15 protein-coding genes are annotated in these 14,513 nt (G+C 69.4%); 1 reads left to right on the forward strand and 14 read right to left on the reverse strand.

Features of this window, described 5'->3' with window-relative positions:
- Positions 1-5: 5 nt before the first annotated feature.
- From BHQ18_RS16810 to BHQ18_RS16860, 11 genes are all read right to left on the reverse strand, one after another.
- A complete protein-coding gene (locus BHQ18_RS16810; protein WP_069414781.1) occupies positions 6-605 on the reverse strand; it encodes a cysteine hydrolase family protein in 600 nt (199 codons plus the stop codon).
- Between the two features lie 49 nt (positions 606-654).
- A complete protein-coding gene (locus tag BHQ18_RS16815; RefSeq protein ID WP_069414782.1) occupies positions 655-1,383 on the reverse strand; it encodes a 3'(2'),5'-bisphosphate nucleotidase CysQ in 729 nt (242 codons plus the stop codon).
- Positions 1,380-3,266 (reverse strand): sulfate adenylyltransferase subunit CysN, encoded by a 1,887-nt coding sequence (gene cysN, locus BHQ18_RS16820; protein ID WP_069414783.1) that lies wholly within the window; start codon positions 3,264-3,266, stop codon positions 1,380-1,382. Before cysN ends, BHQ18_RS16815 begins: the two co-directional genes overlap by 4 nt.
- Positions 3,266-4,201: a sulfate adenylyltransferase subunit CysD gene (cysD, locus tag BHQ18_RS16825; protein ID WP_372516624.1), complete on the reverse strand. Its 936-nt coding sequence runs from the start codon at positions 4,199-4,201 to the stop codon at positions 3,266-3,268. The genes cysN and cysD overlap by 1 nt, the downstream gene beginning before the upstream one ends.
- 412 nt (positions 4,202-4,613) lie before the next feature.
- The gene (locus BHQ18_RS16830) at positions 4,614-5,105 is read right to left on the reverse strand and encodes a beta-class carbonic anhydrase (RefSeq protein WP_069414784.1); all 492 of its coding nucleotides are present in this window, start codon (positions 5,103-5,105) and stop codon (positions 4,614-4,616) included.
- A gap of 78 nt (positions 5,106-5,183) precedes the next feature.
- Entirely contained in the window at positions 5,184-5,474 is a 291-nt protein-coding gene (locus BHQ18_RS16835) for a hypothetical protein (RefSeq protein ID WP_069414785.1), read from the reverse strand.
- A 22-nt stretch (positions 5,475-5,496) separates the two neighbouring features.
- Positions 5,497-7,380, reverse strand: coding sequence for an ArnT family glycosyltransferase (locus BHQ18_RS16840; RefSeq protein ID WP_069414786.1), 1,884 nt, complete (start codon positions 7,378-7,380; stop codon positions 5,497-5,499).
- A 22-nt stretch (positions 7,381-7,402) separates the two neighbouring features.
- Positions 7,403-8,656, reverse strand: coding sequence for a bifunctional glycosyltransferase family 2/GtrA family protein (locus BHQ18_RS16845; RefSeq protein ID WP_069414898.1), 1,254 nt, complete (start codon positions 8,654-8,656; stop codon positions 7,403-7,405).
- 55 nt (positions 8,657-8,711) lie between these two features.
- Positions 8,712-10,571 (reverse strand): ArnT family glycosyltransferase, encoded by a 1,860-nt coding sequence (locus tag BHQ18_RS16850; RefSeq protein ID WP_069414787.1) that lies wholly within the window; start codon positions 10,569-10,571, stop codon positions 8,712-8,714.
- Positions 10,568-12,142, reverse strand: a complete 1,575-nt coding sequence (locus BHQ18_RS16855; RefSeq protein WP_069414788.1) for a sensor histidine kinase — start codon at positions 12,140-12,142, stop codon at positions 10,568-10,570. Before BHQ18_RS16855 ends, BHQ18_RS16850 begins: the two co-directional genes overlap by 4 nt.
- Entirely contained in the window at positions 12,120-12,824 is a 705-nt protein-coding gene (locus BHQ18_RS16860; RefSeq protein ID WP_069414899.1) for a response regulator transcription factor, read from the reverse strand. Before BHQ18_RS16860 ends, BHQ18_RS16855 begins: the two co-directional genes overlap by 23 nt.
- 185 nt (positions 12,825-13,009) lie before the next feature.
- On the opposite strand from BHQ18_RS16860, the gene BHQ18_RS16865 reads away from it, so the two are divergent.
- Positions 13,010-13,474, forward strand: coding sequence for a hypothetical protein (locus BHQ18_RS16865; protein ID WP_069414900.1), 465 nt, complete (start codon positions 13,010-13,012; stop codon positions 13,472-13,474).
- A gap of 2 nt (positions 13,475-13,476) precedes the next feature.
- On the opposite strand, the gene BHQ18_RS16870 is transcribed toward BHQ18_RS16865, so the two are convergent.
- From BHQ18_RS16870 to BHQ18_RS16880, 3 genes are all read right to left on the reverse strand, one after another.
- Positions 13,477-13,713, reverse strand: a complete 237-nt coding sequence (locus BHQ18_RS16870) for a hypothetical protein (protein WP_069414789.1) — start codon at positions 13,711-13,713, stop codon at positions 13,477-13,479.
- Between the two features lie 14 nt (positions 13,714-13,727).
- Positions 13,728-13,988 (reverse strand): hypothetical protein, encoded by a 261-nt coding sequence (locus BHQ18_RS16875; RefSeq protein ID WP_234794208.1) that lies wholly within the window; start codon positions 13,986-13,988, stop codon positions 13,728-13,730.
- A 131-nt stretch (positions 13,989-14,119) separates the two neighbouring features.
- Positions 14,120-14,386: a hypothetical protein gene (locus tag BHQ18_RS16880; protein WP_069414902.1), complete on the reverse strand. Its 267-nt coding sequence runs from the start codon at positions 14,384-14,386 to the stop codon at positions 14,120-14,122.
- Positions 14,387-14,513: the final 127 nt, after the last annotated feature.

A 14,513-nucleotide genomic window follows, 5' to 3' on the forward strand; every position in this document is an offset into this window, starting at 1 on the left:
GCGGCTCAGTCCGGGATGGCGGCGCCGTCGGGTACCACGACCGCGAACAGGTCGGCGACCGCGGCCAGGCTCGCCGCCTGCACTGCCTCGGACGGAACCTCGCCGCCGTCCGGGCCCGGCAACGGTCGCGTGGCCGTCGCGGCGGCCACCACCGTCGGCGCGTAGCCGAGGTTGAAGGCGCCGCGCGCGGTCGAGTTGACGCACATGTGCGTCATGAACCCGGCCAGCACCAGGTGCTGGGTGCCCGCCGCCTTCAGTCGTTCGTCGAGGTCGGTGCCGACAAAGGAGTTCGGATAGTTCTTCACGACGACGGCCTCATCGCCGCGCGGTGCGACGGCCTCGACGATCGCCCCGATCTCGGCGCGGATGTCGTACGGACTGCCGGGCCCGGCGTCGTGCTGGATGTGGATGATCGGGATGCCCGCGGTGCGGGCCCGGTCGAGCAGGGCCGCGGTCTCGTCGAGGGCGGTCTGCACGCCGTCGAGTTCCATGACGCCGCGCGTGTAGGTGTTCTGGCAGTCGATGAGGATCAGCGCCGAGGACGCGAGGCCCTGCGGTTGCGCGGGGAGTCCGGTCAGGGCCCGCAGCGTGGGGTGCTCGGTCATTACTGGAATCTATCCGAGGTCGGTCCGGATGAGGCGACGATCCGGCCCGTCAGGTCGTGACCGCGAGCACCGCGTCGGCGAACTCCGGTCGGCAGACCACCAGGTCGGGCAGCAACGGGTCGGCGCGGTTGTACACCAGCGGTGACCCGTCGATGCGCGACGTGTGCAGACCCGCGGCGCGGGCGACGGCGACCGGCGCCGCCGAATCCCACTCGTACTGGCCGCCGGCGTGCACGTAGACATCCGAGAGCCCCTGCACGACAGAAGCCACTTTCGCGCCTGCCGAACCCATTTCGACCAACACACCGTCGAGAGCGTCGCGCACCGCGAGCGCGACCGCCGGAGGGCGGGTGCGCGACACCACGATCCGCGGCCGGCCCTGATGCTCCGGAGGCGGCGCGACCGTCGGCGTCGTCAACGTGACGCCCTGCGCCGGAAGCGCAACCGCGCCGGCGACCAGTTCCCCGGCCTGCCACAACGCGACGTGCACCGCCCAGTCCTCGCGCCCGAGTTCGGAGAACTCCCGGGTGCCGTCGAGCGGGTCGACGATCCACACCCGGTCGGCGCTGAGCCGGACCGGGTCGTCGGCGCCCTCCTCCGACAGCACCGCATCGTCGGGACGCTCCGCGCCCAGCGCCTCCATCAGGAAGTCGTGAGACCGCTTGTCCCCCGCGGCTTTGCGTTCCTCGGCGGACGCGTCGGCGAGTTCGCGGCGGACGTCGAGCAGCAGCGTCCCGGCGGCCGTCGCCACCCGGCCGGCGAGCTCGTGGTCGCTCACTGCCTGCTTTCCAGCAGCTCGATGACCAGATCGGCGAGCTCCTCGGTTTCCCGGTCGGGCGTGAGCCGCAGGTCCGGGTTCTTCGGCCGCTGATAGGGGCTGTCGATCCCGGTGAAGTGCGTGATCTCACCGGCTCGGGCCTTGGCGTACAGGCCCTTGGGATCGCGACGCTCACAGTCCTCGAGCGGGGTGTCGCAGAACACCTCGAAGAACTCCAGCCCGGCCTCGGTGGTCACCTTGCGCGCCAACGCCCGGTGCTCTTCGAGCGGGCTGATCGCCGGCACCAGCACCACCTGGCCGGAGTCGGCGAGGATCGCCGCGACATGGGCGAGCCTGCGCTGGTTCTCGGCGCGGTCGGCCATCGAGAAGCCCAGGTCCGCGTTCAGGCCGTGGCGCAGGTTGTCACCGTCGAGAACGTAAGCGGGCACGCCCTTTTCGATCAGCTTCTGCTCGACGAGCATCGCCACCGAGGACTTGCCCGAACCGGACAGCCCGGTGAACCACACCGTGCGGCCCTTGGACAGGCGGTCCTCGGCCTTGCACAGCGACTCGTGACGCACGGTGTTCGGGCTCGACGTGCGCGTGCTGATCTGCGGCAGGATCATGCCGGCGGCGACGGTGCCGTTGGTGTTCGGGTCGATCAGGATGAACGATCCCGTCGAGGCGTTGCGGCTGTACTCGTCGAGCAGCAGCGGCTGCTGCGTGCGCAGCGAGACCCGGCCCAGCTCATTGAGTTTGAGCGCGGTGGCTTCCTTGTCGCGGTGCAGCGTGTTGACATCGAGCCGGTAGTCCAGCGCGGTCACCCGGGCCCGGGTGGTCCGGGTGGTGTGCTTGATCAGGTAGTCGCGGCCGGGTTCTAGCGCGGATCCGTCGGCCATCCAGCACACGGTGGCGTCGAATTCCTGGGTGACCCTCGGCTGGTTGTTGGGCCGGGCGATCAGGTCACCGCGGGAGATGTCGATGTCGTCGGTCAGGCTGATCGCGACGGCCATCGGCGGGAACGCCTCGTCGACGGGTCCCGACGGTCCCTCGATGGCCGCGATCCGCGAGGTCTTGCCGGCCGGCAGCACGACGACGTCGTCGCCGACCTTCATCACGCCGCCGGCGACCGTGCCCGCATAGCTGCGGTGGTCGTGGTGCTCGAGGCTCTGCGGGCGGATCACGTACTGGACCGGGAAGCGGACGTCGACGAGGTTGCGGTCACCGGCGATGTACACCTCTTCGAGGTGGCTCAGCAGCGGCGGGCCTTCGTACCACGGTGTTTTCGCCGATTTGGTGACGACGTTGTCGCCGTTGAGCGCCGACAGCGGGATCGTGGTGACGTCGTGGATGTCGAGGCGCGCGGCGAAATCGTGGAAGTCGTCGCGGATCTTCTCGAAGCGCTCCTGGTCCCAGTCGATCAGGTCCATCTTGTTGACCGCGAGCACGATGTGCCGAATCCCCAACAGCGAGGCCAGGAATGCGTGTCTGCGGGACTGCTCGAGCAGGCCGTGTCGCGCGTCGACCAGCACGATGGCCAGCTGTGCCGTCGAGGTGCCGGTGACCATGTTGCGGGTGTACTGGATGTGGCCCGGCGTGTCGGCGATGATGAACTTGCGCTTGGACGTCGCGAAGTAGCGGTACGCGACGTCGATCGTGATGCCCTGTTCCCGCTCGGCGCGCAGCCCGTCGGTCACCAGCGCGAGGTCGGTGTAGTCGTGCCCGCGTTCCTTGGAAGTGCGCTCCACGGAAGCCAACTGGTCTTCCATGACGGCCTTGGAGTCGTACAGCAGCCGGCCGATCAGCGTCGACTTGCCGTCGTCGACGGAGCCGGCGGTGGCGATACGGAGCAGCGTCGCGCCGGGCCGGGTGGTGGCGCCGGTGCGATCGACGGTGCGGGTCATCAGAAGTACCCCTCACGCTTGCGGTCTTCCATACCGGCCTCGGAGATCCGGTCGTCGGCGCGGGTGGCGCCGCGTTCGGTCAGCCGCGACACCGCGGTCTCGGCGATCACCTCGGACACCGTCGCCGCGGTCGACTCCACGCAGCCGGTGCAGGTGACGTCGCCGACGGTGCGGAACCGCACGGTCTTCTCGACAATCTCCTCCTCCTTGCGGGGCTGCAGGAAGCGGTGCACGGCCAGCAGCATGCCGTCGCGCTCGAACACCTTGCGGCGGTGGGCGTAGTAGATCGACGGCAGCTTGATGTTCTCGGCGCCGATGTAGGACCAGATGTCGAACTCGGTCCAGTTCGACAGCGGGAACACCCGGATGTGCTCACCCTTGTGGTGGCGACCGTTGTAGATGTTCCACAACTCGGGCCGCTGCGCCTTGGGGTCCCACTGGCCGAACTCGTCGCGGAACGAGAACACCCGCTCCTTGGCGCGCGCCTTCTCCTCGTCGCGGCGGGCCCCGCCGAACGCGGCGTCGAACTTGTTCTCTCGGATGGCGCGCAGCAGGGTGACGGTCTGCAGCGGGTTGCGCGACGGGATGGTCTCGACCACGCGCCCGGCGTCGATGTCGTCCTGGACCTTCGCCACGACCAGGCGGACGCCGAACTCCTCGACCAGTTCGTCGCGGGTCTGCAGCACCTCGTCGAAGTTGTGGCCGGTGTCGACGTGCATCACCGGGAACGGCAGCCGGCCCGGGCGGAACGCCTTGAGCGCGAGGTGCAGCATGACGATGGAGTCCTTGCCGCCGGAGAACAGCAGCACGGGCCGCTCGAACTCGGCGGCCACCTCGCGGATGATGTGGATCGCTTCGGCTTCCAGCGAGCGCAGATGGCTGAGCTCGTAGCGACCCGCGTTGACCTGCGCGGCTTGTTCGGTAGTGGTCATCATTTCCTCGTAAAGTTGGTAGAAATGACCATATTTACGATCATTACCCGATATTAGACACCTGGGGCGTCGGCGATGTCAACGCCGTCGCCGGCCCGCCCTGTTCCGCGAACGTGCATGTCTGCACACGACACGCCGCGGCATCTGCGGCGGTTGTGCACGCTCGCGTCGTCGTGAGTACGGCCGGCCGTCGCACCCGGTCCGGCTCACTGGCGCACACCGAGTGACGTTATGCAGACAAAGTCCGAGGAAGGTGTCGCAAAGAATTCGAAATGTGCGACGTCTGATGTTCCCGGCACACCTGCGGCATCAGCCGCCCCAGGAGCAATGCACGCTCGCGGGACCGCAAGGGTGCGCGACGTGCGGATTTTTCCCGGCGTGTCGTGCGCAAACGTGCACGCTCGCCGAATGGTGGTTACAGGGTGACCTCGGTCAGGCGGCCCGTCGCGACGTCGAAGACGAAACCGCGCGCCGACTCGTGCCTGGTGACGAACGGGCTGGCCTCGATGCGGCGCAACGACTGCCGCACGTCCTCCTCGACGTCGATGAACGACTCGGCGGCCCACTCCGGCTTGATGCCGAGTTCGTCCTGGATCTGCTGTTTGAACCCGTCGTCGGTGAACGTCAGCATGCCGCAGTCGGTGTGGTGGATGAGGATGATCTCCTTGGTGCCGAGCAGCCGCTGACTGATCGCCAGCGAGCGGATCTCGTCGTCGGTGACCACGCCGCCGGCGTTGCGGATGACGTGCGCCTCGCCGTCCTTGAGCCCGAGGATCCGGTAGACGTCGAGGCGGGCGTCCATGCACGCCACCACCGCGACGTGCTTGCTCGGCGGCAGCGGCAGCGGACCCGAGAACGTCTCCGCGTAGGCCTCGTTGTTCTTCAGGTATTCGTCGGTCACGGACATGAGATCGACACTAGTCAACTGCCGACCCGCTGCGGGGCGAGAAAATCACGCCGATCGAAATGCGGGCCCGATGGCGGCTCAGAGCGGAATCCAGACCGGGCCCAGCCAGAAGCCCCAGCCGGCGCGGGCCGGATCGAATACGGGCGTCACCCACCGCCCGTGGTACTGGAACGGACGATGGTCGTGCCCGGCGTGCTCGTAGCCGCCGCGCCACGGACCGCCGGGCCGCTCGTGGATGGCCGCGTGGCCGTGCCCATGCGGGCCGCCGTATCCCGGATCGGCTTCGGCAACTCCGGTCGACATACCGAGCGCCGCGGCGCCCAGACTGCCGGCGATGGCGGTACTTGCCAGGAGTTTCGTCAGTGACATGACGGTTTCCTTTCTCGGTCGGTCAGCCGCCGACCGGTGCGTCAAGGTCGTAGACCGTGGTTCCGCCGACATCGATGGGGGCGAAGTTCTTCTGCACCCACGCCGCGATGTCGCCGGCGGTGCTCGATGCCCGCCCGGGTGGGCCGCCGTGGCCGCCGACGATGAAGTAGCGCACCTCGCGGTGGGCGACGTACTGCTGGAACTGCGCGAGGGTGGGTGAGTCGTCATGCCCGGAGAACCCGCCGATCGCCATCACCGAGGCACCGGTCTTGAGTTCCAGGCTGCCGGCCCGCATCGACGCGATGGTCGCGGCGGCCCATCGGTTGTCGGCTCCCTTGATGAGGTTTTCCAGTGCCGGGTTCTCGGCGTCCGGGCCGAAGCCGCCGGGCGGCCGTTGCGCGCCGGGACCGCCGAAGATGTCCGTGGTGCGGGGGCCTGCGACGGCCATCGGACCGCTGTGGGTGCCCGCGACCGTCGCCACCGTGTAGGCAGCGCTCGCGACTCCCCCGAAAAGCGTTGCGGCGCAGATGACTGTTAACGCGGCGCGACCGAACCGATGCGCGCCGACAGCCAGAATCGAGGCTGCCACAACCGATCCGGTCAGTACCACCCAGCGCAGCGCGGGCCACCAGTCGGGTGTGCGGGCCAGCAGGATGAACGCCCAGACCCCCGTCGCCGCCGACATTGTCGCCAGCGTGACGCGCGGTGCCAAAAATCGCCTGCCACGCCACAGTTCTCGCACCGAGATGCCGACGAGCGCGGCGATCGCCGGCGCCAGCGCCACCGTGTAGTACGGGTGGATGGTGCCGTCCATGAAGCTGAACACCGCGCCGGTCACCACCAGCCAGCCGCCCCACATGAGCAGCGAAGCACGCACAGTCGCGGTCCGTGCGCTCCGGCGGGTGAACCACAACCCGGCGGCCAAACCGATCAGCGCGGCGGGCAACAGCCACGAGGCCTGCGTGCCCATCGAGTGTCCGAACATCCTGCCGATACCGGGTTCACCGCCGAAAAACAGGGGGCGTTCGCCGCCCGGCGCGCCGGGACCGGGTCCCATGCCCGTGTGACCGGCGATGCGTTCGATTCCGTTGTAGCCGAGCGCAAGCTGCAGCAGGCTGTTGTCGGTCGAGCCGCCGATGTACGGGCGTGAGTCGGCGGGCCAGAGCTCGACCAGCAGGAGGTACCAGCCGGCCGACACAACCATCGCGGCCGCACCGATCGCGAGCGTGCCGATCCGCCGCCACATCCCGACCGGGGCGGCGATGAGGAACGCCAGCCCGAGACCGGGCACGACGAGGAACGCCTGCAGCATCTTGGCCAGGAATGCGAACCCCAGCGCACAGCCCGCCAGCGCCATCCACCGGGTGCTCGCGGTCTCGGTCGCCCGCACCACGCAGTACGCCGCGACGACCATCAGCAGCACCAGCAGCGCGTCGGGGTTGTTGAAGCGGAACATCAGCGCCGCAACAGGGGTCAGCGCGAGCGCGGCACCGGCGATCAGTCCCGCGGCGGGACCGCTGACCCGGCGCACGGCCGCATACAGCACCGCCACCGATCCCACGCCCATCAACGCCTGCGGCAGCAGCATGCTGAACGCGCTGAAGCCCAGCACCCGCCCCGACAGCGCCATCACCCACAGCGCGGCGGGCGGTTTGTCGACGGTGATCGCGTTGCCCGCGTCCAGCGAACCGAACAGCCACGCCTTCCAGTCCTGCGTGCCCGCTTGTGCCGCGGCCGCGTAGTAGTCGTTTGCCCAGCCGGCGGAGCCGAGTCCCCACAGGTACAGCGCGGCAGTGGCAAGCAGCAGCGCCGCCAGCGCCGGTCGGGCCCAGCGGGGGCCGGACGGGCCGGTCGGCACGTCGGATTCGGGGATGTGGCGTGGTCGCACGTCGGCGGCGAGAGTCATCGAGGTTTCCTTGTGTCCGGGGTCAACGTGTCCGACGCGGGTGAAAAACCCAGTCGCGCAACAACACAAACCTGACGGCGGTGGCCACCAGGTTGGCGAGCACCAGCACGCTCAGCTCGAGCAGGTCATGCGGTTCGGCGACGACGGCGTGCAGAAGTACGAGCGCTCCGCTGGTGATCGCCAGGGCGACGCCGAACACGATCAGACCCTCGACGTGATGGCGCGTCACACGGCCCAGGCCGCCGATGCCGAAGGTGAATCGCCGGTTGGCGGCGGTGTTGCCGATCGCGGTGACCAGCAGCACGATCAAGTTGGCGAGCTGGGCGCCGAGCCAGCCCTGCATCAGCATGAACAGCGCGATGTAGGCCGCGGTGGACACGATGCCGACAGCAGCGAACCGCACGACCTGCCGCAACAGCGACCGCGGCGGCTCGCTCGCCGGTCCGAGCTGTGCGGCGATGGCGTGCACCGGGATCGAGCCGTCGGTGAACCCGCGCAGCAACCGGGCGATGCCCTTGAGGTCGGCGACGGCGGTGGCGAGGATGTCGACGCGGCTGTCCGGATCGTCGACCCAGTCGACCGGTACCTCGTGGATGCGCAGTCCGCTGCGTTCGGCCAGCACCAGCAGCTCGGTGTCGAAGAACCAGTCGGTGTCGGCGACGTGCGGCAGCAGCAGCTGTGCGACGTCGGCACGGATCGCCTTGAACCCGCACTGTGCGTCCGAAAACCCTGCGGCCAGAGCCGATTTCAGAATCAGGTTGTAGCAGCGCGAGATGACTTCGCGTTTGGCCCCGCGGATGACGCGCGCCCCCCGGCCCAACCTCGTGCCGATCGCGAGGTCGGAGTGCCCCGAGATCAGCGGCGCCACAAGGGGCGCGAGGGCGGTCAGCTCGGTGGACAGGTCGACGTCCATGTAGGCCAGCACCTGCGCGTCGGACTCCGACCACACCGCGTGCAACGCCCGCCCGCGACCCTTCTGCTCGATTCGCACCACGCGGACGTCGCTGAGCTCGGCGGCCAGTTCCGCCGACACCCGGGGGGTGTCGTCGTCGCTGGCGTTGTCGGCGATCGTGATGCGCGCCGGGAACGGGAAAGAGTCCTGCAGATGCCGGTGCAACCGCCGCACCGACGCCGCCAGGTCGGCCTGCTCGTTGTACACCGGGATCACGACGTCGAGCACCGGTACGCCCGCGTCGCGCGCGATCACCGCGGCGTTGGGCCGGGATTCGAAGCGCGCCCGCTCGGGGGCCCCTCGGTCGAGGGCGATGTCTGTCATGAACACATCGTCGAGCTGCACGTTGTGCGCCCCGTTGGCCCAACCTGTGTCTGGGCTATGAGTTTGTCGGCGGCCGTGTGAGGTCGTACACAACGACGTCGTCGATGACCGAAGGCGCGAAGTGGGTCTCGACGTAGTCGGCGATGTCGGCGTCGGCACGGCTGCCGCTGGACTGCGCGACCCAACGGCCGGTCATCATGTGCGAGCGGATGAAGTAGTGGATGCGGTGCTGTGCGACCAGCTCCTGGAACTGCGCGAGTGTCGGCGCTGGATCGGTCCCGTTGAATCCGCCGACCGCCATCACCGGCACCCCGCCTGCCAGTTGATAGCCCGCGGCGTTGTTGGACCCGACCACCGCCGCCGCCCAGGTGTAGCGGTCGGCGTCGTGGGCGAGTGCGGCCGACAGCGCAGGGCCCGGTTCCGGAGAGTCGAGCAATCCGCCCGGACCGGTGAAACCGCTGTGGCGCGACGGGCCCACCGACGGGATGGCGCCACGGTGGGGTGCGGCCGCGGTCGCGATCGCGTACGCCGTCGGTGCCGCCAGACACGCGGTGAGCGCGAGCACCGCGACAGCGCCGACGACGGGGCGGGTCAGCCGGTGCACAACGAGCAGGAGCACCGTGGCGCCCACTCCCCCGACTCCCACCACCGCCCGCAGCCACGGCTGCCAGTCGGGGTTGCGTGCCAGCAACACCGCCGCGAGGGTCACCGTGACCAGCACCGTCGCGGCCATCGCTGTGCGGGAACGGACATCAAAGCGGTTCTGCCACAACAGGTTCGCGCCGACGCCGAGGCAGGCCCCGAGAGCGGGGGCCAGCGCGACCGTGTAGTAGGAGTGCACGATTCCGTTGGCGAAGCTGAACACCAGCGCGGTCACGACGAGCCAGCCGCCCCACAGGATCAGCGCCGCCCGCGTGGGATCGGTCCGCGGCCTGCGCGCGGTGATGACCAGACCCGCCGCCAGGAAGATCAGGGCGGCGAGCAGGAGCCAGGCAATGTCGAGGCCCATGCCGGCGCCGAACAGCCTGCCCCAGCCGACGTCGTGGTTGAGGTTGCCGAGGCCGCCGGGTTCGTCACCGGTGAGTCGGCCGAACCCGTTGTAGCCCAAAGTCAGTTCGAGGATGCTGTCGTGCTGCGAGCCGCCGATGTAGGGGCGCGACGACGGCGGCCACAGCTCGACGAGCAGCAGATACCAGCCACCCGAGACGACGACGGCCGCGGCGGCGCCCAGCAGGTCCAGCACCCGTCGCCGCCACGGTCGGTGCCCGGCGATCCCGTAGGCAGCGACAAATCCGGGCAGCACCAGGAACGCCTGCATCATCTTGGCCAGGAAACCGAAGCCGACCGCGACGCCCGCGCCGATCAGCCACCACCGGCTCGCGTCCGCCTCACAGGCCCGTTGCACACAATAGGCTGCAACGACCAGCAGCAGGACGAGCAGCGCGTCCGGGTTGTTGAAGCGAAAGATCAACGCCGCCACCGGAGTCAGGGCCAGGACGGCACCGGCCAGCAGCGCGGCACCGGATCCGCTGACCCGCCGGACCGCCGCATAGAGAAGCGCCACCGCCGCGACGCCCTCGAGCGCCTGCGGGACCAGCACGCTCCACGGGTTGAGCCCGAACAATCGCACCGAGACATCCATCACCCACAGCGCCGCCGGCGTCTTGTCGACGGTGATCGCGTTGGCCGCGTCGCTGGACCCGAACAGCATCGCCGTCCAGTCACTCGCCCCGGCTTGCGCCGCGGCCGAGTAAAAAGCGTTGGCCCATCCGCTCGCCGACAGGTTCCACACGTACAGCACCGCGGTCGCCGCGAGCAGGACCACCAATCCCGCCCGCGAGCAGACGCGAACTGTCCACATTTCGCGGGTTTTCGGGCCAGTTTGCGTCTGCTCGCCGGAAATGGCGACGGTCATCGCGGCAATGTCACCACGAAGCGGGTGTCGCCGGGACCGCTGTGCACCTCGATGGTCCCGGCGTGCGCCCGCACCACGGCAGCGACGATCGCCAGACCCAGACCGGTGCTGCCGCCGCGGCGGGACCGCGACGAGTCGCCGCGCGCGAACCTCTCGAAGATCTCGGGCTGCAGCCAGGCCGGGATGCCGGGTCCGTCGTCGGCGACGGTCAGCACCACCGCCCCGTCAGCGCCGACGGCCAACGACGTCGTCACCGTCGTGCCGGGCGGGGTGTGCGTGCGCGCGTTGGCGAGCAGGTTGCCGAGCACCTGGTGTAGCCGCGCCTCGTCGCCGATCACGACGACCGGCTCCTCGGGCAGGTCCAGCGACCACTTGTACTCGGGACCCGCGATATGGGCGTCGCTGACGGTGTCGACGATCAACCGCGACAGATCGACCGGCTCGCGCTCCAGCGGCCGCCCCGTGTCGAGACGGGCCAACAGCAACATGTCCTCCACCAGCTGCGTCATCCGTTCGGTCTCCGACTCGACCCGGCTCATCGCATGCGCCACGTCCTCGGGTACGTCGTCGCGTTTCCGTTGCGCCAGTTCGGTATAGCCGCGGATCGCGGCCAGCGGCGTGCGCAGCTCATGGCTGGCATCAGCGACGAACTGGCGGACCCGCGTCTCGCTGGCGTGGCGGGCCGACAGCGCCGACGCGATCCGGTCGAGCATCCGGTTCAACGCTGACCCCAGCTGTCCCACCTCGGTGTGCGCGCCGGCCGGGTCGACCTTGACGATCGGGGTGGGCAGCCGCACCTCACCGCGGTCCAGTTCCAGGTCGGCCACCTGGCGCGCCGCGTCGGAAACCCTTGACAGCGGCGCGAGTTGACGACGAATGATGAACAGGCCGGCCGTCGTCGCGGCGATCAGCGCCGTCGCGCCCACGACGCAGAAGATGACTGCGACGGTGAGCAGCGTGTCGTCGACGTCGGAGGTGGGCAGCCCCGTCACGATCACGTCGCCCTGGGACCGCCGCGTAGGCAGAGCGATCACCCGGTAATCGCCGAGCCCGTCGAGATCCACGGTGACCGGCGTGTCGGTCGGTTCGACGCGAGCCAGCTGTTCGGCTGCGGCCGCGCCGATCTCGCTACGCGTGCCGTCGGCGGTGATCACCCCGGCGTCCACCGTCCTGCCGCGCGAGACCACCGCGCCGACCGTGCGCGCCGCCTGCCCCGGCGCGTTGAGGAACGCCGGACCCGGCCCGAGGTCGTCGCGGATGATCACGCGGCGCGGCGGCCGACGCTCGAAACCGGGCGGCGTCATCTGGTCGAAACCGGGCGGCGGATCGAAATCCGGCGGCAGCGGCGGCGGCCCGAACTCGAACAGGCCCGCCGACCGTTTGACCGTCTCGGCCAACCGGTCATCGAGCTGGTGCATCAAAAAGTGTTGCAGCGCAAGCTCCGTACCGACCCCGACGGCCGCGCATACCAGTGCCAACAGCACGATCTGCGACGTCAACAGCCTCGCCCGCAGTGACCAGGTCCGAGGCGACCGGATCCGCGGGCCGTCAGCGCGCGGGTTTGAGGACATATCCGGCGCCGCGCAACGTGTGGATCATCGGCTCGCGGCCACTGTCGATCTTCTTGCGCAGATACGAGACGTACAGCTCGACGATGTTGGACCGGCCGCCGAAGTCGTAGCTCCACACCCGGTCGAGGATCTGCGCCTTGCTCAGCACCCGCTTGGAGTTGCGCATCATGAACCGCAGCAACTCGAACTCGGTGGCGGTCAACGTGATCAGGTCTCCCCCGCGGGTCACCTCGTGGCTGTCCTCGTCGAGCACCAGATCACCGACGACGATCTTGGTGCCACCCGATTCGCTGGCCACCCCGGTCCGCCGCAGCAGTGCCCGCAGGCGCAGCACCACCTCTTCGATGCTGAACGGTTTGGTGACGTAGTCGTCGCCGCCGGCGGTCAACCCGGCGATCCGGTCCTCCACCGAGTCCTTGGCGGTCAGCAGCAGCAGGGGCAGACCGGGGATCTGTTCGCGCAGCCGGCGCAGCACGTCGAGCCCGCTCATGTCCGGCAACATGACGTCGAGCACGACGACGTCGGGCGGAGTCTCCCGAGCCGACGCGATGGCGCTTGCCCCGTCGCCCGCGGTAGCGATCTCCCAGCCTTCGTACCGCAGCGCCATCGATACCAGTTCGGCGAGCACGGGTTCGTCGTCGACGACGAGCACGTGGATCGGCTTGCCGTCGGCGCGGCGCATCACCACACGCGCGGAGTCCTGCTCGCTCACGCCGGGAGATTGGGAGGGAGCCACGACTCCATTATTGGCGGAGCGATGGGCCGGACCTGTGCGCTTCCTATGCGCAGGCTGTGAAAGGGTCGCGCACATCGAGCGCTGACCGGTCGCACAGCCCGCACACATCTACCCGGTTCACAGTGGACGCCATGACGTCGACCTGGGGAGCACCTGTTCCGGACCAGCCCCGCTGGGGTTGGCGCGAAACCGTCGTCGCCGTCGGTGTCGCGGCGGTGATCGCCGGCGCCGGTGGCGCCGCGATTCACGCCGCCACCGACAGCAGCGCGGCATTTCACCCGGGTGGACCCGGTTCCGGCGGCCCGCCTGGCGCGTTCGGCGGCGGTCCACCGCCCGGGATGTGCGCCCCGGGGTTGCACGGCGAGTTCGTCACCGGCGAGGCGGCGACCGGCTTCGTCACCGCACTGAGCCAGACGGGAACGGTCACCGCGGCCTCGCCGACGTCGATCACGATCCGCAGCGCCGACGGCTTCACGCAGACCTACACGCTGCCCGCGGACCACGCACCCGTCGCGGTCAACGACGAGGTGCAAGTCCGCGGTATCCGCACCGGCGACACGGCGCAGGCCAGCAGCGTCAGTATCGAACGGCGCTGACGCTACGGCGTCGGCGCGGGTTCGGCGGTCACCTCGGGGGTGGCCACCGGCGTCTCGACCTCCGTCGCCGCCGTGGTCGACGTGGTGGTCTCGGGCAACGTCATCGTCGGTTCCTCGTCCTGGCTGAGGACCTGCGCCGGTGCCGGCTGCGGCGCCTCGGCCAGAACGGCGCCCAGCGCGCCCATCGCGACCACGGCGCCGACACCGACGCCACCGGCGACCAGTTTCATGTTCAGCATCGTCTCTGCCCCGTTCAGCCGACTTCGGCGGTCGTGATCGTGGACGGCGGCGTGGTGATCGGCGGCGTCGCGGCCGTCGTCTCCGGTGCCTCCGGCGCCACCGTCTCGGTGACCGTCTCTCCGGTGGTGATCTCCGAGGTCGTCACCGGGCCCGGGGGCACCGGCTCTTCCTCCTCCTGCGCGGCGGTCGTCGACGCGACCGAGAACGCGCCCATCGCCAGCAGGGCGCTCGCGCCGACGGACGCCGACAACAGCTTCATCCGCTTCGAATTCACGTTGACCACTCCATTCGGTCTCTGCTGGCCGGCACCGAGCAAAGGCGTCGACCGTCAAACAGCGCTTCGGGGGTCCTCGTCGACCCTTACCGGTGCTGGATAACCGGACGGGCAGCAGCCGAAACGGACGGCTACTTGGCGGCTTGTTCCTCCGACGGCAGCGCCGCCGGGCCCTTCCTGCCCGGTACCGCTACGCCGACCGCGGGCGCGTTCGGCGGCGTGGTCTGGGTGCTGGTGGCGCCGACGGTCATGTCCGACCTAGCGACCGGTGCACTCCCGGGGCTTTCGGCGCCGGCCGCGCCCACTGCGGCCAACACGATCAGACCCGATCCGCCGATTACTGCCGCGGCCGTCCTGACCGGATTTTTCGGGGTGGGTTCTGCCCTGTGACGTGCCATGTTCTCGCATCCCATCCGTCGGTTCTCGTCGATCTCTTCACAAAACGCGACGAACCCGGCGGCCCGCTGAGCAGCGGCTGCGAGTTCGCCAGAGCCGTCGCCCACGCGCGTCGAGCAACCCGGCGGA

The organism is Mycolicibacterium flavescens (assembly GCF_001722335.1).
In the GTDB taxonomy this organism is placed as follows: Bacteria; Actinomycetota; Actinomycetes; order Mycobacteriales; family Mycobacteriaceae; genus Mycobacterium; species Mycobacterium flavescens.